The 22,563-nt window shown below is 66.5% G+C and carries 24 protein-coding genes; 20 read left to right on the top strand and 4 right to left on the bottom strand.

Features of this window, described 5'->3' with window-relative positions; genetic code table 11:
* Positions 1 to 157: 157 nt before the first annotated feature.
* The 16 genes from ftsH to ABZ789_RS21655 all read left to right on the top strand — a co-directional run bounded on the left by ftsH (position 158) and on the right by ABZ789_RS21655 (position 16,723).
* Positions 158 to 2,560 (top strand): ATP-dependent zinc metalloprotease FtsH, encoded by a 2,403-nt coding sequence (gene ftsH / locus ABZ789_RS21730; protein WP_358428422.1) that lies wholly within the window; start codon positions 158 to 160, stop codon positions 2,558 to 2,560.
* Between the two features lie 70 nt (positions 2,561 to 2,630).
* The gene (folE, locus tag ABZ789_RS21725; RefSeq protein ID WP_358428419.1) at positions 2,631 to 3,299 is read left to right on the top strand and encodes a GTP cyclohydrolase I FolE; all 669 of its coding nucleotides are present in this window, start codon (positions 2,631 to 2,633) and stop codon (positions 3,297 to 3,299) included.
* Between the two features lie 32 nt (positions 3,300 to 3,331).
* Positions 3,332 to 4,153 (top strand): dihydropteroate synthase, encoded by an 822-nt coding sequence (gene folP, locus ABZ789_RS21720; RefSeq protein ID WP_358428493.1) that lies wholly within the window; start codon positions 3,332 to 3,334, stop codon positions 4,151 to 4,153.
* Complete coding sequence (gene folB, locus ABZ789_RS21715) at positions 4,150 to 4,533, top strand: dihydroneopterin aldolase (RefSeq protein WP_358428416.1); 384 nt, start codon at positions 4,150 to 4,152, stop codon at positions 4,531 to 4,533. The genes folP and folB overlap by 4 nt, the downstream gene beginning before the upstream one ends.
* Positions 4,530 to 5,072, top strand: coding sequence for a 2-amino-4-hydroxy-6-hydroxymethyldihydropteridine diphosphokinase (gene folK, locus ABZ789_RS21710; protein WP_358428413.1), 543 nt, complete (start codon positions 4,530 to 4,532; stop codon positions 5,070 to 5,072). Before folB ends, folK begins: the two co-directional genes overlap by 4 nt.
* Positions 5,066 to 5,542, top strand: coding sequence for a DUF3180 domain-containing protein (locus ABZ789_RS21705; protein ID WP_358428410.1), 477 nt, complete (start codon positions 5,066 to 5,068; stop codon positions 5,540 to 5,542). The genes folK and ABZ789_RS21705 overlap by 7 nt, the downstream gene beginning before the upstream one ends.
* A 76-nt stretch (positions 5,543 to 5,618) precedes the next feature.
* Positions 5,619 to 6,374 carry a DUF6779 domain-containing protein gene (locus ABZ789_RS21700; RefSeq protein ID WP_358428407.1) on the top strand — a complete coding sequence of 252 codons (756 nt, stop codon included), beginning with the start codon at positions 5,619 to 5,621 and terminating at the stop codon, positions 6,372 to 6,374.
* 159 nt (positions 6,375 to 6,533) lie between these two features.
* Entirely contained in the window at positions 6,534 to 7,469 is a 936-nt protein-coding gene (locus ABZ789_RS21695) for a DUF2520 domain-containing protein (RefSeq protein WP_358428404.1), read from the top strand.
* Complete coding sequence (gene panC / locus ABZ789_RS21690) at positions 7,462 to 8,400, top strand: pantoate--beta-alanine ligase (RefSeq protein WP_358428401.1); 939 nt, start codon at positions 7,462 to 7,464, stop codon at positions 8,398 to 8,400. Before ABZ789_RS21695 ends, panC begins: the two co-directional genes overlap by 8 nt.
* 38 nt (positions 8,401 to 8,438) lie before the next feature.
* A complete protein-coding gene (gene panD / locus ABZ789_RS21685; protein ID WP_358428398.1) occupies positions 8,439 to 8,876 on the top strand; it encodes an aspartate 1-decarboxylase in 438 nt (145 codons plus the stop codon).
* Positions 8,877 to 8,878: 2 nt separating this feature from the next.
* A complete protein-coding gene (locus tag ABZ789_RS21680) occupies positions 8,879 to 9,712 on the top strand; it encodes a type III pantothenate kinase (protein WP_358428395.1) in 834 nt (277 codons plus the stop codon).
* 93 nt (positions 9,713 to 9,805) lie between these two features.
* Positions 9,806 to 10,276, top strand: coding sequence for a rhodanese-like domain-containing protein (locus ABZ789_RS21675; protein WP_358428392.1), 471 nt, complete (start codon positions 9,806 to 9,808; stop codon positions 10,274 to 10,276).
* 53 nt (positions 10,277 to 10,329) lie between these two features.
* Positions 10,330 to 11,841: a lysine--tRNA ligase gene (gene lysS / locus ABZ789_RS21670; RefSeq protein WP_358428389.1), complete on the top strand. Its 1,512-nt coding sequence runs from the start codon at positions 10,330 to 10,332 to the stop codon at positions 11,839 to 11,841.
* A gap of 94 nt (positions 11,842 to 11,935) precedes the next feature.
* On the top strand, positions 11,936 to 12,295 hold the full coding sequence (locus ABZ789_RS21665) for an Lsr2 family protein (RefSeq protein WP_358428387.1): 360 nt from the start codon (positions 11,936 to 11,938) through the stop codon (positions 12,293 to 12,295).
* A 156-nt stretch (positions 12,296 to 12,451) separates the two neighbouring features.
* A complete protein-coding gene (locus ABZ789_RS21660; protein ID WP_358428384.1) occupies positions 12,452 to 13,882 on the top strand; it encodes a phospholipase D-like domain-containing protein in 1,431 nt (476 codons plus the stop codon).
* A gap of 297 nt (positions 13,883 to 14,179) precedes the next feature.
* Positions 14,180 to 16,723, top strand: coding sequence for an ATP-dependent Clp protease ATP-binding subunit (locus ABZ789_RS21655; RefSeq protein ID WP_358428381.1), 2,544 nt, complete (start codon positions 14,180 to 14,182; stop codon positions 16,721 to 16,723).
* An 83-nt stretch (positions 16,724 to 16,806) separates the two neighbouring features.
* On the opposite strand, the gene ABZ789_RS21650 is transcribed toward ABZ789_RS21655, so the two are convergent.
* Both ABZ789_RS21650 and ABZ789_RS21645 read right to left on the bottom strand, forming a co-directional pair.
* The gene (locus tag ABZ789_RS21650; protein ID WP_358428490.1) at positions 16,807 to 17,397 is read right to left on the bottom strand and encodes a TIGR03086 family metal-binding protein; all 591 of its coding nucleotides are present in this window, start codon (positions 17,395 to 17,397) and stop codon (positions 16,807 to 16,809) included.
* Positions 17,398 to 17,519: 122 nt separating this feature from the next.
* Positions 17,520 to 18,146 carry a TetR family transcriptional regulator gene (locus ABZ789_RS21645; protein WP_358428379.1) on the bottom strand — a complete coding sequence of 209 codons (627 nt, stop codon included), beginning with the start codon at positions 18,144 to 18,146 and terminating at the stop codon, positions 17,520 to 17,522.
* A 119-nt stretch (positions 18,147 to 18,265) separates the two neighbouring features.
* Here ABZ789_RS21645 and ABZ789_RS21640 point away from each other — a divergent pair, with 119 nt between their 5' ends.
* The 3 genes from ABZ789_RS21640 to ABZ789_RS21630 all read left to right on the top strand — a co-directional run bounded on the left by ABZ789_RS21640 (position 18,266) and on the right by ABZ789_RS21630 (position 20,840).
* Positions 18,266 to 19,558 carry an oxygenase MpaB family protein gene (locus tag ABZ789_RS21640; RefSeq protein ID WP_358428376.1) on the top strand — a complete coding sequence of 431 codons (1,293 nt, stop codon included), beginning with the start codon at positions 18,266 to 18,268 and terminating at the stop codon, positions 19,556 to 19,558.
* Between the two features lie 111 nt (positions 19,559 to 19,669).
* Positions 19,670 to 20,110, top strand: a complete 441-nt coding sequence (locus tag ABZ789_RS21635) for an OsmC family protein (RefSeq protein ID WP_358428373.1) — start codon at positions 19,670 to 19,672, stop codon at positions 20,108 to 20,110.
* 43 nt (positions 20,111 to 20,153) lie between these two features.
* Complete coding sequence (locus ABZ789_RS21630) at positions 20,154 to 20,840, top strand: DsbA family oxidoreductase (RefSeq protein ID WP_358428370.1); 687 nt, start codon at positions 20,154 to 20,156, stop codon at positions 20,838 to 20,840.
* Here the strand turns inward: ABZ789_RS21630 and ABZ789_RS21625 are convergent.
* Positions 20,830 to 21,360, bottom strand: coding sequence for a DUF1990 domain-containing protein (locus ABZ789_RS21625; protein WP_358428367.1), 531 nt, complete (start codon positions 21,358 to 21,360; stop codon positions 20,830 to 20,832). The genes ABZ789_RS21630 and ABZ789_RS21625 overlap by 11 nt on opposite strands.
* Position 21,361: 1 nt before the next feature.
* A complete protein-coding gene (locus ABZ789_RS21620; RefSeq protein ID WP_241386643.1) occupies positions 21,362 to 21,667 on the bottom strand; it encodes an antibiotic biosynthesis monooxygenase in 306 nt (101 codons plus the stop codon).
* Positions 21,668 to 21,700: 33 nt separating this feature from the next.
* Here ABZ789_RS21620 and ABZ789_RS21615 point away from each other — a divergent pair, with 33 nt between their 5' ends.
* The gene (locus tag ABZ789_RS21615; protein ID WP_358428363.1) at positions 21,701 to 22,453 is read left to right on the top strand and encodes an alpha/beta hydrolase; all 753 of its coding nucleotides are present in this window, start codon (positions 21,701 to 21,703) and stop codon (positions 22,451 to 22,453) included.
* Positions 22,454 to 22,563: the final 110 nt, after the last annotated feature.

The raw sequence follows: 22,563 nt of genomic DNA, 5'->3' as shown, positions 1-22,563 counted from the left end.
TCCGGCGCCGGGGCGGCCACTCGTCGACACGCGGTAACCTTGCGTTGCCTGGTCACTGACCGTCGCGTTCCATGCGACCACACCGGGCGCGAAGCGCCGCGACCGCGAGACCCCGACGAACTCGACCGAAAGGACCGGCCGCCCGGGCCCAGCCTGTATGAACCGCAAGACAGTGTTCCGTAATTTGGCGATCGTCGCCGGCATTCTGCTGGTGATCTACGCCTTCAGCTACTTCGGCGACGACACGCGCGGATTCACGCAGGTGGACACCTCCGTCGCGGTCACGCAACTCGAGTCGAAGAACGTCAGTGAAGCACGCATCGACGACCGCGAACAGCAGGTGCGGTTGTGGCTCGAGAGCGGCAACGACGCGACCGAGGGCAGCACCGAGATCATCGCGAAGTACCCGGCCTCGGCATCCGAGCAGATCTTCGACCTGGTCGCCAATTCGGGGGCGCAGAAGTACAACACGAACGTCACCCAGGAGAGCTGGCTGACGTCGATCCTTCTGTTCGTCCTGCCCATGATCATCCTGCTCGGCGTGTTCTTCTTCGTGATGAGCCGTATGCAGGGCGCAGGCCGCGGCGGCATGATGGGCTTCGGCAAGTCGAAGGCCAAGCAGCTGTCGAAGGACATGCCCAAGACGACCTTCGCCGACGTCGCCGGTGCCGACGAGGCCGTCGAAGAGCTCTACGAGATCAAGGACTTCCTGCAGAATCCGTCGCGATACCAGGCGCTGGGCGCGAAGATCCCCAAGGGTGTCCTGCTCTACGGCCCGCCCGGTACGGGTAAGACGCTGCTTGCACGCGCGGTCGCCGGTGAGGCAGGCGTTCCGTTCTTCACGATCTCCGGTTCGGACTTCGTCGAGATGTTCGTCGGCGTCGGCGCCTCCCGTGTGCGCGACCTGTTCGAGCAGGCCAAGCAGAATGCTCCGTGCATCATCTTCGTCGACGAGATCGACGCGGTCGGCCGCCAGCGTGGGGCCGGCCTCGGCGGAGGTCACGACGAGCGCGAACAGACCCTCAACCAGCTTCTCGTCGAGATGGACGGCTTCGGCGACCGCTCGGGCATCATCGTGATGGCCGCGACTAACCGGCCCGACATTCTCGATCCGGCGCTGCTGCGCCCGGGTCGGTTCGACCGTCAGATCCCGGTCACGAACCCCGACCTCGCCGGTCGCCGGGCGATCCTCGCCGTGCACTCGAAGGGCAAGCCGATCGACCCCAACGCGGATCTCGGCGCGCTCGCCAAGCGCACGGTAGGCATGTCCGGTGCCGATCTCGCGAACGTCGTCAACGAGGCCGCGCTGCTCACGGCTCGTGAGAACGGCACGGTGATCACCGAGGCGATTCTCGAGGAATCGGTCGACCGTGTCATCGGCGGTCCTCGCCGCAAGAGCCGCATCATCAGCGAGCACGAGAAGAAGATCACGGCCTACCACGAGGGCGGGCACACGCTCGCTGCCTGGGCGATGCCGGACATCGAGCCTGTCTACAAGGTCACCATCCTCGCCCGCGGTCGCACGGGCGGGCATGCGATGACGGTGCCCGAGGACGACAAGGGCCTGATGACCCGGTCGGAGATGATCGCGCGCCTCGTCATGGCGATGGGTGGCCGTGCCGCCGAGGAACTCGTCTTCCGCGAGCCCACCACCGGTGCGTCGTCCGACATCGATCAGGCCACGAAGATCGCGCGGGCGATGGTGACGGAGTACGGCATGAGCGCGAAGCTCGGTGCCGTGCGTTACGGCCAGGAGCAGGGCGATCCCTTCCTGGGCCGCTCGATGGGCGTGCAGTCCGACTATTCGCACGAGGTCGCACGTGAGATCGACGAGGAGGTCCGCAACCTCATCGAGGCGGCCCACACCGAGGCGTGGTCGATCCTCAACGAGTACCGTGATGCCCTCGATGTGCTCGCGGCCGAACTCCTCGAGCACGAGACGTTGACCCGCAAGGATCTCGAACGGATCCTCGCCGACGTGAAGAAGCGTCCGCGCATCACGACCTTCGATGAGTTCGGTGATCGGGTTCCGTCCGACAAGCCGCCGATCAAGACGCCTGCAGAACTCGCAGCCGAGCGCGGCGAGCCGTGGCCGCCGGAGCCGCCCTCGCTCACGAAGCCGGCGCATCGGCACCCGCAATATCCCGGCCGGGACGAAGTGCCCGCTGCCGGGGCGTATCAGCCCGGCCCCCAGCCGCAGTATCAGCCGGCGCAGTCCGGCCGGCCGGCGAACGGCTATCCCGCGCCGCAACCGGTGCCGTCGTCCGAGCCGCTTCCCGGCTTCCCGCCTCCGGCCCCGTATCCGGGTGGCCCGCGACACGCGACGCGACCCGACTACGGCGCTCCGGCAGGCTGGTCGGCCCCCGGCTGGCCCCCGCGTGATCAGAGCCAGCATGATCAGAATCAGGGGCAGGTGCGGCCGCAGGAATCCGGAGACAACGGTGCGGGGGATCCGCACCGGGGTGAGCATCACATGGGAGACTCGCAACCGCGCGACGGTTACGGCACTCCCGAGCCCCCTCCCACACAGCCGTGGGAAGGCCCGGCCGGCCGACACTGATCCGCACCGGTGCAGTCGGCACCGGACGCGCATCGGGGCGGTCGGTTCCGATGGAGACGAGTGAGCAAGAGTGGAGGGCGAGCGGGTGTCGGTGAACCACCTGGAGTCGGATACGAATTCCGATCCGGACGATGTTGTGACGACCCACGAGTTGAGTGTGGACGCAGGGCGAACCTTCGACCAGGCCCGAGCGGAAGCGGCGGTCCGCGAACTGCTGCTCGCGGTGGGTGAGGATCCGGAGCGTGAGGGTCTGCGCGACACCCCGGCCCGCGTGGCTCGTGCGTATCGAGAAGTGTTCGGCGGACTGTTCACGGACCCGGACGAGGTTCTCGACACCACCTTCGACGAAGGCCACCAGGAGCTCGTTCTCGTTCGCGACATTCCGATGTACTCGACGTGCGAGCACCACCTGGTCTCGTTCCACGGGGTGGCCCACGTCGGCTACATCCCCGGGCCCACGGGACGCGTCACGGGGTTGTCGAAGCTGGCGCGGCTCGTGGATCTCTACGCGAAGCGCCCTCAGGTTCAGGAACGTCTGACCAGCCAGATCGCCGATGCGATGATGCGCAAGCTCCAGCCACGCGGCGTCATCGTCGTCGTCGAGGCAGAGCATCTGTGCATGGCGATGCGCGGCATCCGCAAGCCCGGTGCCAGCACGACCACCTCTGCGGTGCGGGGGCTGTTCCAGACCAGTTCGGCGTCGCGTGCCGAGGCCCTGGACCTGATCCTGCGCCGGTGACCGTCTTTCCTGCCGAACAGTGGCCCGTCGTCATGGGCGTACTGAACGTCACCAGTGATTCCTTCTCCGACGGCGGTCGGTATCTGGATCGCGAGACCGCGATAGCCCGCGGATTCGAGCTGCGCGAACTCGGCGTCGACATCGTCGACGTCGGCGGTGAATCGACCCGGCCCGGTGCGGTGCGCGTCGACGCCGAGGTCGAGGCGTCCCGCGTGGGGCCCGTCATCGAGGCGTTGTCACAGGCGGGCATCCCGACGAGCGTCGACACGATGCGCGCCTCGGTAGCCGAGGCTGCCATCGAGGCCGGTGTGACGATGATCAACGATGTCTCGGGTGGGCGTGCCGATTCCGACATGGCCGCGGTCGTCGCAGAGTCGGGAGTGCCGTGGATCCTGATGCACTGGCGACCGGTGGGTGAGTACGTCCATGCGGGCGGGTCGACACACTACGACGATGTCGTCCGCGAGGTCCGGGACGAATTGCTCACCCAGGTCGACATCGCAGTTGCCGCAGGTGTCGACTCGGACAAGATCGTGCTCGACCCCGGCTTGGGATTCGTCAAGGAACCCGACCACAACTGGCAACTGCTCCAGCGACTCCCCGAACTCACCGATCTCGGATTCCCGGTGCTCATCGGTGCCTCGCGAAAGCGTTTCCTGGGTTCTCTGCTCGCCGCGCCCGACGGTACGGTCCGGCCACCGGCCGGTCGCGAGATCGCCACGGCCGTGGTCTCGGCACTGGCGGCCACCCACGGCGCCTGGGGCGTGCGCGTCCATGATGTGCAGGCCTCCCGCGATGCCCTCGCGGTGGTGCGTGCCTGGCAGCGCGGCAGCGCAGAAGGAGTGCACGCATGAGTGACCGCATCGAACTGCGGGGACTGACGGTCCGCGGAAACCACGGCGTCTTCGACCATGAGAAGCGCGACGGTCAGGATTTCGTGGTCGATATCGTCGCGTGGCTCGATCTCGCACGCGCCGCTGCGTCCGACGATCTCGCGGACACGCTGCACTACGGTGAGCTCGCCGAACGTGCCGCCGCGATCATCGCCGGTCCGGGCCGCGATCTCATCGAGACGGTCGCCGGGGAGATCGCCGACGAGGTGCTCACCGACCCGCGTGTCACACGGGTGGAGGTCACCCTCCACAAGCCGTCGGCGCCGATCCCCCTGACCTTCGGTGACGTCGCCGTGGTGATCGATCGCTCCCGCGAGGACACCTCCGGGATTGCGCCATGAGTCGTGCGGTGCTGTCCATCGGCTCGAATGTCGGCGACCGGCTTTCGCACCTGCAGTCGGTGGTCGAAGCGCTGGGGCCGCGGCTCGTCGCGGTCTCGGCGGTGTACTCGACCGCACCGTGGGGTGGTGTCGAGCAGGACGACTTCCTCAATGCGGTCGTCGTCGCCGAGGACGCCGAGTTCGGGCCGCAGGATTGGCTGCGGTTCGGCCGGGAGCGAGAAGAAGCCGCCGAGCGCGTCCGGGTGCAGCGCTGGGGGCCGCGCAGTCTGGATGTCGACGTGGTGACCTGCGAGACGGCCGAGGGTGAGGTGCACAGCGACGATCCGGAATTGCTCCTGCCCCATCCGCGGGCCCATCAGCGGGCGTTCGTGCTCGTCCCCTGGCTCGATGTGCAGCCCGAAGCAGTGCTCACTGCGGAGGGCAGGCAGTTGCGAATCGGAGAGTGGCTCGACGAACTCGACGATGCCGAACGCGAGGGCGTGCACCGCACCGAGTTGGCGCTGGCCGGGCCGACGATCGAGGGTCGCACCGAGTGCTGAAACAGACTCGGATCCGCGATCTGCTGGCGCTGGCCGCGCTGGCGGCGATCATCGCGTGGCTGCTCGTACGCACCATCTACGGCTCGCTACCGCCCATCCCGGTCTACGCGGGTGCCTCGCTCTATCCCGTCGCGGTGATCGAGGTGATCCTCGCGTTCATGATTCGCTCGCGGGTGGGCAAGCGCGAGATCGGTGAGGGACCAGGCCGGCTGCACCCCATCACCGCGGCCCGGGCGGTCGCGCTCGCGAAGGCGTCCGCGCTGGTGGGTGCCGCCAGCGTCGGCGTGTGGGCCGGATTCCTGCTCTATCTGGTGCCGCAACTCGGGGATGTGCAGGCGGCTACCGAGGACACCTCCGGGGTGATCGTCGGAGCGATCGCCGGCCTTGCCCTCGTGGCCGCCGCATTGTGGCTCGAATACTGCTGCAGGACACCGGAAGATCCCGACGAACCTAGCGAACCGGCTCTCTGACCTGCGGATTGTTCCGCGAGAGAGTTGCGTCTCGTACGGCGCCGATCGGCAGAGACGCCCAAGTACCCTGAGGGATATGGCTTCCTCGGCGCGAGCAGACAGAAATCGTCGTCCGTGGCGCAGCACCGGCTCGACGATCGTCGCCGGTCTTCTCGCTCTGGCCATGATCGCCTCGCTGTTGCTGGTTTTCAGCGAGAGCGTGCAATTGCTGCGGGTCGCGGTGGTGGTCGCGCTGTGGGCCGCCACTGTGGGAGCCATCGCGATGAACAAATACCGCCGGGAATCGGCGCTCGACAGGGTCAAGGCCGACGACCTGAAGACGGTGTACGAATTGCAGTTGCAGCGGGAGATCGCGGCACGGCGCGAGTACGAACTGACCGTCGAGGAGAAGGTGCGGGCCGACCTCGCACTCGACGCCGACGAGATGACGGCCTTGCGTACCGAGTTGGCGACCCTGCGCCGCACGCTCGAGATGCTGTTCGACGGTCGGTTGCCGGACGATGCCGTCGCCCTCGAAGGCCAGGCGGAGAGGCTGCGCGAACTGAGCGAGGCCGCGCGAGTATCCGCGCCGCGGCCGTCCGGGCCGGCCTTCGCGTCTCCCGACGACGAACCGGTGACCGCGGAGACCGAATCGGTCGACACGGCGGCCGCGCGTGAGGGCGTCGAGGTCTCCTCGGCGGAGGACACCGAGGGGCCGGAGACCGAGGAGCCGGACGAATCCGACGAGGAGTCGGCGGGTCGACGCTCTCGTCGTCGGCGGGCCGACGGCGGCGCCCACACTGAGGGGCGAACGGTCGCGGAGATCATCGCGTCGCTGTCGGCCGAGCGCTGAGCAGGCAGCGACCCAGCCGCCCCGGGAGACCCACCGACCTCGGTCGATGAGGCGCAGATCACTCGGTGGGATCGTGGCGGGGCTCAGAATGTGCGCGCTATTGTCGATCGGAACGTCCGGTACCCGCTGAGCGGGACTGGAACGAACGAGAGGACTCCCGTGAATTCCTTCGGGATCACAAACGCACCTGCGCCTGCGCGCCTGTCGGTAGGAATCGTGTCCGCCGGACGGGTCGGTACCGCACTCGGCGTCGCGTTGGAGCGTGTCGGCCACGTCGTCGTGGCGTGCTCCGCCGTCTCCGACGTTTCGAGGCACCGCGCCGCTACACGTCTGCCCGATTCGCAGATCCTGCCGGTCGACGAAGTTGCCGGGCGTTGCAATCTTCTCCTTCTCGCCGTTCCCGACACCGAACTGCCCTCTCTGGTTCAGGGGCTGGCGACCACCGGTTCGGTCGCGGCCGGCACGATCGTCGCCCACGTCTCCGGTGCTCACGGCACCACGATCCTCGAACCGCTGACCGATCAGGGCGCCGTGCCGCTCGCGATTCATCCGGCGATGACGTTCACGGGTCACGACGAGGACATCGACCGGCTCACCTCCGCATGTTTCGGTATCACGGCCGCCGACGAGATCGGCTACGCCATCGCGCAGTCCCTCGTCCTGGAGATCGGTGGCGAACCGGTCCGCGTGCCCGAATCGATGCGGCCGACCTATCACGCGGCTCTCGCACACGGCAGCAACCACCTGGTCACGCTGGTCGCCGACGCCGTCGAAGCGCTGCGCAGCGCGTTGCAGGGTGAAGAACTGCTCGGTCAGCAACTCGTGGAGGATGCACCCGGGGGTGTCGCCGAGCGCGTCCTGCAGCCGTTGCTCTCGGCGGCGCTGGACAACGCGCTTCGCCGCGGCCCCGCGGCGCTGACCGGGCCCGTCGCGCGAGGTGACGCGGACGCCGTGGCCGCGCACCTGCGCGCACTCGAAGCCGTCGACCCGCAGATCGCCGCGGGTTATCGCGCATTGTCGCTGCGATCGGCGCAGCGGGCCGGCTCGAAGCCGGAACTCATGGCAATTCTCGAAGGAGCTGAATACGGTGAGTGAAGCAGGACAGCGCGGATACGTTCGAGGTGAACTGACCGTTCACCACGATCCCGCGGGCCTGACCAAGGTCACCAAGGCTCTGCGCGGCGTCGGCCGCACCGTCGCGCTGGTACCGACGATGGGCGCCCTGCACACCGGTCACCTCGAACTCGTGCGGCAGGCGAAGCTCACCGGGGCGGTCGTGGTCGTGTCGATCTTCGTCAATCCGCTGCAGTTCGGGCAGGGGGAGGACCTCGACGCCTATCCGCGCACTCTCGACTCCGATCTCGAGTTGCTCCGCGAAGCCGGGGTCGAACTGGCCTTCGTTCCCTCGGTGTCGGAGATGTACCCCCATGGGCGGCGCACCACGATCCACCCGGGGCCGCTCGGATCGGAACTCGAAGGTGCTTCGCGCCCTGGTCATTTCGCGGGGATGTTGACGGTCGTCGCGAAGTTGTTCAACATCGTCGGCCCCAACGCCGCGTACTTCGGGGAGAAGGACTACCAGCAACTCACGCTGATCCGCCAGATGGTCGCCGATCTCGATCTCGACATCCGGATCGTCGGCGTTCCCACCGTGCGCGAGCAGGACGGACTCGCGCTCTCCTCCCGCAACCGCTATCTCGACGCGGAGGAGCGCGAGATCGCGACGACGCTGTCGGCGGCGCTCGTCGCCGGAGCGCACGCCGCGTCGGGTGGGGTCGAGGCGATCCTGTCCACGGCTCGTGAGGTGCTCGCGCAGAGTCCTCGGATCGAGGTGGACTATCTCGAGGTGCGCGGCGCCGATCTCGGGCCGGCGCCCGAGCGAGGCGACGGCAGGTTGCTCGTCGCCGCTCGGCTCGGCACCACCCGCCTCATCGACAACGTCGGGGTCGCCGTCGGTACCGGCTTCCTCGAGCGTGCCACCGGCCCGGTGGATCCCCGCGCCGAAGACAACCTGCAGACCCGCTGATCGAGTCCGGAAAAGAAAAAGAGAAACCGAGGACGAGCATGTTCCGCACCATGATGAAGTCGAAGATCCACCGTGCGACGGTCACCCACGCGGATCTGCACTATGTCGGATCGGTGACCGTCGACCAGGATCTGATGGACGCCGCGGATCTGCTCGAGGGCGAGCAGGTCTGCATCGTCGACATCGACAACGGCAACCGGCTCGAGACGTACGTCATCGCCGGCGAACGCGGATCGGGCGTCATCGGGATCAACGGGGCCGCTGCACGTCTGGTGAGCCCCGGCGACCTCGTCATTCTCATCGCCTACGGCGTGATGAACGAACAGGAATGCAAGGAGTACAACCCCCGCGTGGTGTTCGTCGACGCCGACAACCGTCAGGTCGAGCTCGGCAATGATCCCGCCCATGCTCCGGAGGGCTCGGGCCTGATCACCCCGCGCATGCTGTCGACCCTCGACGCGCCGTCGCTGGTCTAGAGGTGCTTCTCACCGTCGACGTTCGCAACACCAACATCGTCCTGGGGGTGTTCGCGGGCAGTGGGTCGCACGCGCGACTGATGCGCGACTGGCGTGTTCGCACCGATCCCCGGATGACTGCGGACGAGATCGCCTTGCTGTTCCGTGGTCTGCTCGGTGAGTCCGCCGAGCAGATCACCGGGGTCGCGGCGCTGTCGACCGTGCCGTCGGTGTTGCGCGAACTGCGTGTCATGCTCGACCGCTACTGGTCGACGGTGCCACACGTGGTCGTCGAGCCGGGGGTGCGGACGGGAGTGCCGCTGCTGGTGGACAACCCGAAGGAGGTCGGCGCCGACCGCATCGTCAACAGTCTCGCGGCCTACCATTTCTACGGATCCCCGTGCATCGTGGTGGATTTCGGAACCTCTACGTGCGTGGACGTGGTGTCGGGAAAGGGCGAGTTTCTCGGCGGCTCGATCGCTCCCGGCGTGGAGATCTCGATGGACGCGCTGGCGTCGCGGTCCGCGGCCCTGCGGAAGGTCGAATTGCTCCGTCCCCGAGGCGTTCTCGGTAAGAACACCGTCGAGTGCATGCAGTCGGGGGCGGTCTTCGGGTTCGCCGGCATGGTGGACGGGATCGTGCGGCGGATCTGCGCGGAGGTTCCCGGTTTCGACGGCGACGACGTGGCCGTGATCGGTACCGGCGACAGCGCGCCGCTGATCATGCCGGAGTCGCGCACGCTCGAGCATCACGAACCGGACCTGACACTCGAGGGATTGCGTCTGGTGTACGAACGGAACCAGGTGAGACGAGCGGCACGCGGTTCCGCGGGTTCCGCTGAGCGTCATTCTGTGTAAAGATGGCTCCCGTGATCCGCTGCATGAGCGCCCAGGAGTGTTGTCGAGGCTGACGTCCGCCTCGACCGATAACACATTCCTGGGAGTCTCCTCATGCGCGCTGCGCTTTTTTCCGCTACGTCCGTTTCCTCTGCAGCTCCGGTTCCTGTCGCCGCTCCGGTCGCTTTCCATCGGCTCGCCGTCGAGCGCACGTACCCCACCGAACTGTCCGCCGCGGTCGCCCGCGGCGCTGTGGTGGTGGACATCCGATCCCACGCCGAACGTGCCGCACAGGGGACACTTCCCGGTGCCCTTGCCATCTCCGCGGATATCGTCGCAGAGCGTCTCGATCCGAGCGGTCCGGGAAGCCTCGCCCTCGCTGGCGATCGCGATGTCGAGTGGATCCTCGTCTCGTCCGACGGCACGGGCTCGCACGGCGTGGTCGCCGACCTGCACGCGCAGGGTCTGCGTCGCGTCACCCATCTCGTCGGAGGTTACGAGGCCATCCGTGCCGCGCGCCTGGTGGAAGCGGTTGCCCGGGCCCAGCACGTCTCCGAGGACGTGGCACGGGTCACGGCGCACTGAAAGCACGGATCTGCAGGCAGAACGGCCTCGCGGGTCCGATAGTCTGGTTACCCGTGAGTGATGCCACCGTCCAGCAGCCCGACGACACCCCCGAGCAGATGCGGGTCCGCCGCGAGAAGCGCGAACGGCTCCTGACGCAGGGTTCGGATGCTTATCCCGTCGCCGTTGCGCGCACCCATACTCTCGCGGAGATCCGCGCCGAGTACCCCGAGCTCGAACCCGACACCGCTACCGGCACGATCGTGGGTGTCGCCGGACGCGTGATCTTCTCGCGCAACACCGGCAAGCTGTGCTTCGCCACGCTGCAGGAAGGTGACGGCACCCAGCTGCAGGTCATGCTGAGCCTCGCCGGCGTCGGCGAAGAGGCTCTCGCCGGCTGGAAGTCCGATGTGGACCTCGGAGACATCGTGTTCGTGCACGGCGAGGTCATCAGTTCCCGTCGCGGTGAACTCAGTGTCATGGCCGACTCGTGGAGCATGGCGTCGAAGGCGCTGCGACCGCTGCCCGTCGCGCACAAGGAGATGAGCGAAGAGGCACGGGTGCGCCAGCGCTACGTCGACCTGATCGTGCGTCCCGAGGCGCGCCGTAACGCGCGGATGCGCGTCGCAGTGGTGCGCGAGCTGCGCAACGCGCTCGAACGCCGAGGCTTCCTCGAGGTCGAGACGCCGATGCTGCAGACCCTTCACGGTGGCGCAGCCGCCCGTCCGTTCGTGACGCACTCGAACGCGCTCGACATCGATCTGTATCTGCGTATCGCCCCGGAACTGTTTCTCAAGCGGTGTGTCGTGGGCGGCATCGAGAAGGTATTCGAGATCAATCGCAATTTCCGTAACGAGGGTGCCGACTCGACGCACTCGCCGGAATTCTCGATGCTCGAGACGTACGAGGCGTACGGCACCTACGACGATTCGGCGAAGATGATCCGCGAGGTCGTTCAGGAGGTCGCGTTCGCGGTCTTCGGCAGCCATGTCGTGACGCTCGCCGACGGCACCGAATACGACTTCGGGGGTGAATGGAAAACCCTCGAAATGTATCCCTCGCTGTCCGAGGCGATCGGTTCGGAGGTGACCCCCGACACCACCGTCGAGGAATTGAAGGCACTCGCCGACCGGGTGGGTCTCGAGATTCCCGAAGGCAAGGGATGGGGTCACGGCAAGCTCGTCGAAGAACTCTGGGAACACATGTGTGGCGACCAGTTGCACGAGCCGACCTTCGTGCGTGATTTCCCGGTGGAGACGTCGCCGTTGACGCGGGATCATCGCAATGTACGTGGCGTCACCGAGAAATGGGATCTGTACGTTCGTGGTTTCGAACTCGCCACTGGTTACTCGGAACTCGTCGATCCTGTGATTCAGCGGGAACGTTTCGTCGATCAGGCACGGTTGGCCTCCGAAGGTGACGACGAGGCAATGGTTCTCGACGAGGATTTCCTCGCGGCGATGGAACAGGGAATGCCGCCGACGACGGGTACGGGAATGGGGATCGACCGTCTTCTGATGGCCCTTACGGGTCTGGGAATCCGGGAAACAATCCTCTTCCCGATTGTGCGACCGAACACCCGTTAATAGATTTTCGCCGGTTCATATTGCGAGGCGTTAATCGGCGGGTAGTGTGGTGCCCGTCCCGCGGGGGGAACGCATGCGAGAGGATTTACACCACATGGCGAAGAAAGTCACTGTCACCCTGATCGATGATGTCGATCAGGAATCGGCGGCAGACGAATCGGTGGAGTTCGGGCTCGACGGTGTGACGTACGAGATCGATCTTTCCGAGGACAATGCGGCCCGCCTGCGCGAGCAGTTGGAATTCTGGATCGAGCACGCACGGAAGGTCGGTGGCCGCAAGCGCAGCAAGGCTACGACCGGAACGGCGCCGGTTGCGCGTAAGAGTGCATCGGCGGGCGCCGGTCGCGAGCAGACGGCCGCGATCCGCGAATGGGCACGGAACAACGATCTCCCGGTTTCCGCGCGGGGTCGTATCTCTGCGGAGATCGTCGAGGCGTACAACAAGGCGCACTGACGATCGTCGTCGTACCGTCCGTGGGGCGCCGTCCATCTCGTCGGACGGCGCCCCACGGACGTTCGGCGGCGGGTTCGCCTGTGCCTCGGTGCGCTCCGTCACACGTTCCGGGTTCCGGTCGTGATGGGGCTGTGGTGCCGGGAGTAGCATCCGCTCATGGGTGAGACCGTGCTCCAACCGGGTAGAACCTGCTGGCGTATCGCACGAGCGGAGCGGTTGACCTGCATAGTCGACGCCGCCGACTATTTCCGCCATGCCAAGTCGGCGATGCTTCAGGCACAAAAACGCATCATGCTGATCGGGTGGGATTTCGATACCCGCATCAAGTTCGAACCGGACGATCAGACTCTCGAAGGGCCGAACAAACTCGGTCAATTCCTCGAATGGTTGCCCGAGCGACGTCCCGAACTCGATATTTATCTGCTCAAGTGGAACATCGGCGCGTTCAGTGCTGTGGCACGGGGAATGACGCCGGTGTTCGTGCTCGATTGGCTCACCGATCCACGACTGCACTTCCAAATCGACGGCGCACATCCGGTGGGTGCGGCACACCATCAGAAAATTCTCGTCGTCGACGACAGCATCGCTTTCTGCGGCGGTATCGATATGACCGTCGACCGCTGGGATACCTCGGAGCATCCGGACCGGAGCAGATTCCGTCGCGAGCCGAGCGGCAAACGGTACGGACCCTGGCACGACGTGACGACTGCGGTCGACGGTGACGCTGCGCGGGCACTCGGCGACCAGGCCCGCGCACGCTGGAAGGCGGCCACGGGAGAAGAGCTCCCTCCCGTCCCGGCACCCGATCCCATCTGGCCCGACGGCCTCGAACCGACGCTCCATGGGGTCGACGTCGGCATCGCCCGGACACTGCCCACCTACGGTGGACAGGACGGCGTCCACGAGATCGAGGCCCTGTACCTGTCGGTGATCGACAAGGTCCGTCACACGCTCTACCTCGAGAGTCAGTATCTGGCCTCGCGCACGCTCGCGGAAGCGCTCGCGAAGCGGCTGCGTGAACCGGAAGGTCCCGAGATAGTGCTGGTGATCCCTCGGAACGCCGAGGGCTGGCTCGAACGCAAGGCGATGGACGGTGCCCGGCGGGCGCTGCTGCACATGCTCTGGGAGGCCGACGTCCACGGCCGCTTCGCCGCCTACTATCCCGTCACTGCGGGGGGAGAGCCGATCTACGTCCACGCGAAGGTCGTCGTCATGGACGAGACGCTGCTGCGGATCGGTTCGTCGAACCTGAACAACCGTTCGATGGGATTCGACACCGAGTGCGATCTCGTCATCGAATCCGCCGAACCCGGGGACGCCGTCGGCGACGCCGCGGTCGAGCTGCGCAACATCCTGGTGGCCGAGCATCTGGACGTCGAACCCAAGGTGGTCGCCGAAGCGACGGCGGACGGTGGGTCGCTCATCGCCGCCATCGAACGCCTGCGCGGCCCGGGGCGCTCGCTGCGACCGTTCGAACCGGGTACCGTGTCGGACGAGGACAGTGTCCTCGCGGAAAGTGCCCTGGCCGATCCCGAACGTGCCTCACGGAGCCTCGGACGGAGGATCGAGCGGTTCTTCGCTCGCTGATGCGGAGCGAGGGCAGCCACGCCGGATTCGAGGGTCGGCCGCCTGTTCGCTCGTGGCGTACAGCTTGCGGAAAGGTATCCGCCACGTGCAGCGTTGACTTCTGAGACCGGGTTTTCTCGCCGCCTTCCGAAGGGTAGAGGGAAAGCGAGTCGATACCACGACCACTAGAGTGTGGAGTGGAAGTGTGGAACCTCCATCGGTTCCGACGAACGACTCGAGTGCCGGAGCTAAGAGCGGCAGCATGGTGCGGGACGATCGGCGTACCGGACCGGCGGCCGGAGAGTGTGAGGGAGTGCGATGTTCGAAAGGTTCACCGATCGCGCGCGGCGCGTCGTCGTCCTGGCTCAAGAAGAAGCCAGGATGCTCAACCACAACTACATCGGCACGGAGCACATCCTCCTCGGCCTCATCCACGAGGGTGAGGGTGTGGCGGCGAAGTCGCTCGAGTCGTTGGGTATCTCCCTCGAAGGTGTGCGCAGCCAGGTCGAAGAGATCATCGGCCAGGGCCAGCAGGCGCCGTCGGGGCATATCCCCTTCACTCCTCGTGCCAAGAAGGTCCTCGAGCTGAGCCTTCGCGAAGCGCTCCAGCTCGGTCACAACTACATCGGCACGGAGCACATCCTGCTCGGTCTCATCCGCGAGGGTGAAGGCGTGGCGGCGCAGGTGCTCGTCAAGCTCGGTGCTGATCTCAACAGGGTGCGTCAGCAGGTCATCCAGCTGCTGTCCGGTTACCAGGGCAAGGAGCCCGCAGAATCGGGCACGAGCCGTGGCGAGACCGGCACTCCGTCCACGTCGCTCGTTCTGGACCAGTTCGGCCGCAACCTCACGCAGGCCGCGCTCGAAGGCAAGCTCGATCCGGTCATCGGTCGTGCGAAGGAAATCGAGCGCGTCATGCAGGTGCTGTCGCGCCGCACCAAGAACAACCCGGTGCTCATCGGTGAGCCGGGTGTCGGCAAGACCGCCGTCGTCGAGGGCCTTGCGCAGGCCATCGTCAACGGTGAGGTTCCCGAGACTCTCAAGGACAAGCAGCTCTACACGCTCGACCTGGGATCGCTCGTCGCCGGCAGCCGCTATCGCGGTGATTTCGAGGAACGCCTGAAGAAGGTCCTCAAGGAGATCAACAGCCGCGGCGACATCATCCTGTTCATCGACGAGCTGCACACGCTGGTCGGTGCAGGTGCTGCCGAGGGTGCGATCGACGCCGCGTCGATTCTCAAGCCGAAGCTCGCCCGCGGTGAGCTGCAGACCATCGGCGCCACCACCCTCGACGAGTATCGCAAGTACATCGAGAAGGATGCCGCTCTCGAGCGTCGCTTCCAGCCGGTGCAGGTCGGGGAGCCGACGGTGGAGCACACCATCGAGATCCTCAAGGGTCTGCGCGACCGGTACGAGGCACATCACCGCGTCTCGATCACCGACAAGGCGCTGGTCGCCTCGGCGACTCTCGCCGACCGTTACATCAACGACCGCTTCCTGCCGGACAAGGCGATCGACCTCATCGACGAGGCCGGTGCGCGCATGCGTATCCGCCGGATGACCGCGCCGCCGGATCTGCGCGAGTTCGACGACAAGATCGCCGACGCCCGCCGCGAGAAGGAATCGGCGATCGACGCGCAGGACTTCGAGAAGGCCGCGAGCCTGCGCGACAAGGAGAAGCAACTCGTCGCGCAGCGTGCTGAGCGCGAGAAGCAGTGGCGTGCAGGCGATCTCGACGTCATTGCCGAGGTCGACGAAGAGCAGATCGCGGAGGTCCTCGCGAACTGGACCGGTATTCCGGTGTTCAAGCTCACCGAGGAGGAGACCACGCGTCTGCTCCGCATGGAGGACGAGCTGCACAAGCGGATCATCGGCCAGGAGGATGCCGTCAAGGCCGTTGCCAAGGCGATCCGTCGTACCCGTGCGGGCCTGAAGGACCCGAAGCGTCCGTCCGGTTCGTTCATCTTCGCCGGTCCGTCCGGCGTGGGTAAGACGGAGCTGTCCAAGGCGCTCGCGAACTTCCTGTTCGGTGAGGACGACGCCCTCATCCAGATCGACATGGGCGAGTTCCACGACCGCTTCACCGCGTCGCGCCTGTTCGGTGCTCCTCCCGGCTATGTGGGATACGAGGAGGGTGGCCAGCTCACCGAGAAGGTGCGCCGCAAGCCCTTCTCCGTGGTCCTGTTCGACGAGATCGAGAAGGCCCACCAGGAGATCTACAACACCCTCCTGCAGGTCCTCGAGGACGGTCGCCTCACCGACGGTCAGGGACGTACGGTCGACTTCAAGAACACCGTGCTGATCTTCACGTCGAATCTCGGCACCGCCGACATCTCGAAGGCCGTGGGGCTCGGGTTCTCCGCCGGGACGGGCGAGGCGTCGAACTACGAGCGGATGAAGAACAAGGTCCACGACGAGCTCAAGAAGCACTTCCGGCCCGAGTTCCTCAACCGTATCGACGACATCATCGTCTTCCACCAGCTCACGCAGGATCAGATCATCCAGATGGTCGATCTGATGATCGGACGTGTGGAGGCGCAGCTCAAGAACAAGGACATGGGCATCGAGCTCACCGACAAGGCGAAGGCACTGCTCGCCAAGCGCGGCTTCGACCCGGTGCTCGGCGCACGTCCGCTGCGTCGCACGATTCAGCGCGAGATCGAGGATCAGCTCTCCGAGAAGATCCTGTTCGGCGAGATCGGCCCCGGCCAGATCGTGCTCGTCGACGTCGAGGGCTGGGACGGCGAAGGTGCAGGCGAGAACGCGAAGTTCACGTTCACGCCGAGCGAGAAGCCGGCCGAGGTGCCCGACACCCCGGCAGTGGCTCTGGCCAAGACCAGCGAAGGCGAGTCGGACGCCGGATAACCGGTCCCCGGTGCGCGCCGGATAAATGATTCACACGGCAGGGGCGGCATCCGTAAGGGTGCCGCCCCTGCCGTTGTGTGCGCTCAGCTTGGGTGACCCGTCCAGGGGGCGCTCTCACGCCCGACCCAGTTCACGAGACGCTCGGTCGGTCCGGCATCGCGCGCGGGCACGACCGGCGGCCCGAACGGAAACCCTTCACGAGGTGCCTCCGGCAAGGTGATCTTCATGATCTCGAGAGCAGCCTCCGCAAGCTCGGGATCGGCATCCGCATCCTGTCCCGTGGAGACGGCGAGGTCCCAGCCGTGCACGAGCAGTTCGTCGAGTTCCATGAACATCGCGACCCGGCCGGGAAAAGTGCCCCAGGGTGCGGTCACTGGTTTGTCCAGGAGTGTGTCGTCGTCCCACACCTGCCAGTAACGGTCGGCCGCCGCATCCAGCACGGCGGGCCAGTCGTCGTTCTCCGAAGTGAGGAATTCCGGGAGGGTTCCCGGATCGTGCCCGGTGCCGATGGCCACGCTTCGTTCGAGGGTCGCGGCGAGGTGGCCGATGAGTGTGCGGACATCGAACTCGGGACAGGGGGTCGGGCCGGCCAGCTGCTCGATCGAGACCCCACCGACGATCCTGCGTGCGCGGTCCAGCGCTGCACGGACGAGGGGACGGGGATCCTGCTGCATCGTGGTCACGGCTCAATGCTGCGCCCTGTAAGTGCCTCTTCACCGGAGATTTTTCGGACTCGACCCCCGGCCGGCGGTTCTCTGCACTACGAAGCTGACGCCGGAACCGTCCTCCGCGACCCTCATCTGCCGATATTGGGCATATGGGTGGCCAGCGTCGACAGCGTGCTCGCCACGATGTCGGTGAGTTCCTCGGGACGGATGTCGAGAGTGCCGTCGAGCCATCCGCGGAGGAGTTCGACGGCTCCGGCCATGACCACCACCGCGCACAGTTCCGCCTGTCGGGCATCCAGGCGTGTACCCACCGCATCGCTCTGTTCGGCGAGTTCGTCGGCTGCCGCCCGGATGAACGCGCTCTTCCGCTCGGCGAGCGGGGGAGCATCCGAGATCAGGAAGCGGCCCTGCCGGGGACTGCGCTCGACCGCGCCGACGATCGCTCCGACGGCGGCCCGTGCCTTGGCGGACAGGTCGTCGGGAGCCGATGCGATCGCGTCGACGGCACTTGCCAACAGTGCGGCACCGAGTTCGTCGTAGGCGGTGGTGACGAGGTCGTTCATGTCGGTGAAGCTCTCGTAGAAGAAGCGCGGTCCGACCCCTGCGGTGGCCGCGACCTTCCGGACGGTCGCGGCCGACCACCCCTCGTTGGCCACAACCTCGATCACCGCGTTCTCGAGGCGCTTCCGGCGCTCGGCGCGCCGATCCTCCGGCGCGACGCCGCGGTACGCGCGGGTGGTTCCGGGTTCGGGCACATCCCGAGTGTGGCACAGCAGCGTCGACTGTTCGGAATCCATCGATTCCGGAATCATCTGTTTACTAATTGAGGCATCCTTGCGATAGTCGATCCCCGAATCCGGACGAGGAGGAAACCGTGACGATCGATGCACCGTCGACTGCCCGTTTGCACGACCGAGCCGATCGACTCGCACCGAAAGCCATCCTGAGAGAGGGCGGTCCCCGCCTGGCGATGTCGCTTCTCGCAGGCGATTCGGTGCGGCCGACACGAGCACAGGCCAGGGCGTTCGCCAAGTTCGCGAACACCTGTGATCCGGTGGCGGACGATCTGGTGGCTGCAATGCGGCGCGACCGGCTCCGGATCCGCCCACAGTTCGAGCAGGCGCTCGAGCACGGGATCGAGACCGTGGACGACCCCGCTCCCGAGGTGGAAGCCTTCATCGCTGCCCTCGACGACGTGCCGTTCTGGGTCGACTACGACAAACTCGACCTCGCTGCGCGGGCGATCGCCCGGATGCCGGTGAGCACCCTCATGGCATTCACCGCGGCCATCGCCTTCCCCGCCAGCTATGTGTCCCCACGTGTCAACGACGTGCTGCTGCGCGGCGGCGATCTCGCCAAGCGTGCTGCAGCCCGGATCGTCGAGACGGTCTCCTGGTCGATGGATTGCACGGCACCGGGCGGGATGGAACGTTTCGGAGCCGGGACGAAGAACACCGCTCGGGTGCGTGTCGTGCACGCATACATCCGCGCCGGGATCGACCGGGTCGAGGACTGGAACACCGACACGCACGGCAGACCCGTGAACCAACTGCACTACTGCGTGACGATGATTCCGATCGCCGGCGTCGCGCTCGCGGTGATGGCGGCGGGGCACTGGTACTCGCGACGCGAGCGCGACGCGATCGTCCACCTGTACCGCTATATCGCGCACACCATGGGCGTCACGGCCGAACTGCAGGTCACTTCCCTGGACGAACTTCTGCGCCTGATCTGGCTCGCGGTCTGGTCGGAAGTCGATCCCGACGACTCCTCGGCGGCTCTCACCGAGGCTGCGCTGAAAGCCGTTCCCCGCATCTACGGAGTCGATGCCCCCGGCCCGCTCAACCGCATCAAGGGCTGGGCGCACTATCACTTCCACGCCGACCTGGCCCGGCTCTCGCTGGGCACCGGATACTCCGACGCCGTGGGCATTCCGCGACTGAGCCCGATGGCGGCGCTGTATCCGGTGTGGTTCGCGCGCAACTTCGTACGGGACCGTCTGAGTGTCATGGTGCCTGGCGGCGCCGAGCGTGCCGCACACAGAGGCCACGCCGAGCGCATGCGGACGATCGCCGAGGTGAAGCAGCGACTCGAGGTACGGCCCTACGAGCGGGATGCGGCAGTGCAGACCATCCGCGAGCGCGACCGGGAATTGCGTTCGGCGTAGATCCGCACCTCGGGAACCGTCTGCCCGGAACCTGCCTCGTGGCGTCGGCGAGTCTGCGAGTGTGGTTCGTGGACGAGCGCTCGCGCACCCGCGACAGGAAGGACGATCCTCATGCCCACACGTACTGCACGGACCGCCTGGAACGGCGACCTCCAGAAGGGTTCGGGACAGGTCGAACTCACGAGTTCGGGCCGCGGCACGTTCGACGTGTCCTTCCCGAAGCGCTCGGCGGAGAACGCGGACGGCACCACCAGTCCCGAGGAACTCATCGCCGCGGCGCACTCGTCGTGCTACGCGATGCAATTGTCTGCGCTGATTGCGGAAGCAGGCGGCACCCCGCAAAGCCTCGAGGTCACGGCCGACGTCTCGTTGGGGCCGGACCCCGCGGGTGGTTTCCGGCTGACGGGCATCACGTTGAAGGTGCGGGGCGAGGTCGACGGACTCGACGCCGACGGCTTCGCCAAAGCTGCACAGGACGCCAAGACCGGCTGCCCCGTCAGCAAGGCGCTCACAGGAGTGGATATCTCGCTGGACGCTGCACTCGACGGGTGAGCCCGGCGGGAACAGAGCCGGTCGGAGCCGGGTTGATCCGCACATGAGCACTCCCGAGATATCCGCTCCGACCGCCCACATCGAGATCTGGTCCGATATCGCCTGCCCCTGGTGTTATATCGGCAAGCGCCGCTTCGCCGAGGCCCTCGCATCCTTCGAGGAGCGCGACCGCATCGAGGTCACCTGGCGGTCGTACCAGCTCTCGCCCGACACACCCGTCGGCCGGCGTGTACCGGAGGTCGAAGCGCTTGCCGCCATGAAGGGCATGCCGGCCGCACAGGTACGACAGATGTTCGGTCAGGTCTCGGATACGGCCGCACAGGTCGGAATCTCGATCGATTTCGACAACGTGATCGCTGCCAACACGTTCGATGCGCACCGTCTCGTCCATCTTGCAGGTGACAAGGGTGACGAGGTCCTCGAGGCTCTGTTCCGGGCACACTTCGTCGAGGGTGAGGTGGTCGACGACCGCGACGTCCTCGTGAAGGTCGCGGGTGCGGCCGGGCTCGATCCGCAGTGGGTGCGCGCTGCGCTGGACGGTGACGATCCCGCCGGTGAGGCGTCCGGCGACGCTGTGGCCGCCGACCTCCTCGCCGCACGGAAGATCGGAGTGCAGGGAGTTCCGTTCTTCGTGGCCAATCGCGCTGTCGCGGTCTCGGGAGCTCAGCCGACGGACGTCTTTCTCGCATTCCTGCGCAGGGCGGTCGACGATGTGACGGTCAAACTGTGAGCGCGGCGAGATAGCGGAGCGCGATACGTCGCTGCACGAGGTGCCCGGCCGGGCCGGCGAGTCGGGTGTACCAGCGGGACGGCCGGGAGAACGCGAGGACCGTGCCGATCACCCGCTCGTCCTCACCGAGTTCGACGACGAACGTCTCCTCACCGCTCTCCGGGTGCCCGGCAAGCGTGCCGTAGGCGAAGCCTCGCTGCCGATCGGTGCCGAAAACCTCGATCACGCGGCACGGAGCGGTGGTGCGTATCGGCCCGAGGCCCACGCCGAGTTGTACGTCGAGCCCGGCTGCCGCGCGAGGAGTCTCCGGTGGTACGCGAATTCCCGCGCGCCGGTGCATCTCCCAGGTGAGCAGCCGGGTCGCGGCGACATCGAAGTCGGTGGCGCCGTAGCCCAGTTCCCGCTCGACCCGCAGATGCCGGTAGCCGGAGGGGAGCGGGGACGCTTCTCGGAACGCCCGCGCGCTCGCTCCGACCTCCGGATAGGTCAGGTTGCGTCCGGGGAGACCGGACGCCGGCATCTCAGGACTTCTTGACGTCGAGGACGACTTCGAATTCGAGCAGCGACGCGCCGGTCGCGACAGGGTTCCGAGCCTCACCGGCGTGTGCGGCTCGCGCGCCGCCGTCCCGCCATGCGGCGAAATCCTCTTCGGTCTCCCACTGTGTCACCACGAAGTACCGGTTCTCGCCGGCGGTGGGGCGGAGCAACTGGAAGCCCAGGAAGCCGGGGGAGTTGTCGACGGTGTGCGCACGATTGGCGAACCGCTTCTCCAGCTCGGGGCCGGCGCCTTCGGGAACTTCGATTGCGTTGATCTTCACGACTGCCATGCGCGAGAGCCTACTCCGCTAACTTGGTCGATTGTGTTGCACGACGAGGGCGGAACCGGACGACCCATCCTGCTTTTGCACGGACTGATGGGCAGCGCCCGCACGTGGCGTCGCCAGGTGCCGTGGCTGCGCGAGCACGGGCAGGTGTACACCTTCGATGCCGCCGGACACGGCAGGCCCGCTCCCGCCGAGCTCGTCACGGAGGCGTTCGTCGCCGATCTCGTGGGACATCTCGACGAGATCGGCGAACCGCTCGTGGTGATCGGGCATTCGATGGGGGCCCTGCACGCGTGGTGTCTGGCTGCCGCGCATCCCGATCGTGTCGCCGCGCTGGTGCTCGAGGACATGGCTCCCGATTTCCGGGGACGTACCGCGGCGAACTGGGCGGCGATGGTCGCGCAGTGGCCGCAACCGTTCCCGACGGAGGACGCGGTGCTCGACTTCTTCGGTGCCGTCGCGGGCCGGTACTTCCTCGATTCGTTCGTCCACCGCGAGGACGGTTGGTACCTGCACGGCGACGTGTCGACATTCCGCGACATCTCGGAGGAATGGGGGTCGCGGCATTTCTGGGACGAGTGGAATTCGATCCGGGTACCGGCGCTGCTCCTCGAAGGGGAATTCACCATCACGCCGGAGGGTCAGATGCGGCGGATGGCGACCCGTCCCGGTACCGAGTACGCCCTCGTCGAGAAGGCCGGGCATCTCGTGCACGACGACAGACCCGACGAGTACCGTGCGGCCGTGGAGGACTTCCTGAGCCGCCTGGAACCTCCTACGAGCCGGTGAGGATCCCGGTCTAGGTGTACTCGGCCGTGACGTTGGTAGCAGGCGTGTCGGCTTGATGTGAAGAGAACCTCCGAGTGGGGTGTGGCTTGTCTAAGGCCCACATCCGCTCG

It is taken from the genome of Rhodococcus sp. NPDC047139 (assembly GCF_040643435.1).
Classification (GTDB): domain Bacteria; phylum Actinomycetota; class Actinomycetes; order Mycobacteriales; family Mycobacteriaceae; genus Rhodococcus.
The sequence above is the reverse complement of the archived record's forward strand: the minus strand, read 5'-3'. Positions and strand labels throughout refer to the sequence as shown.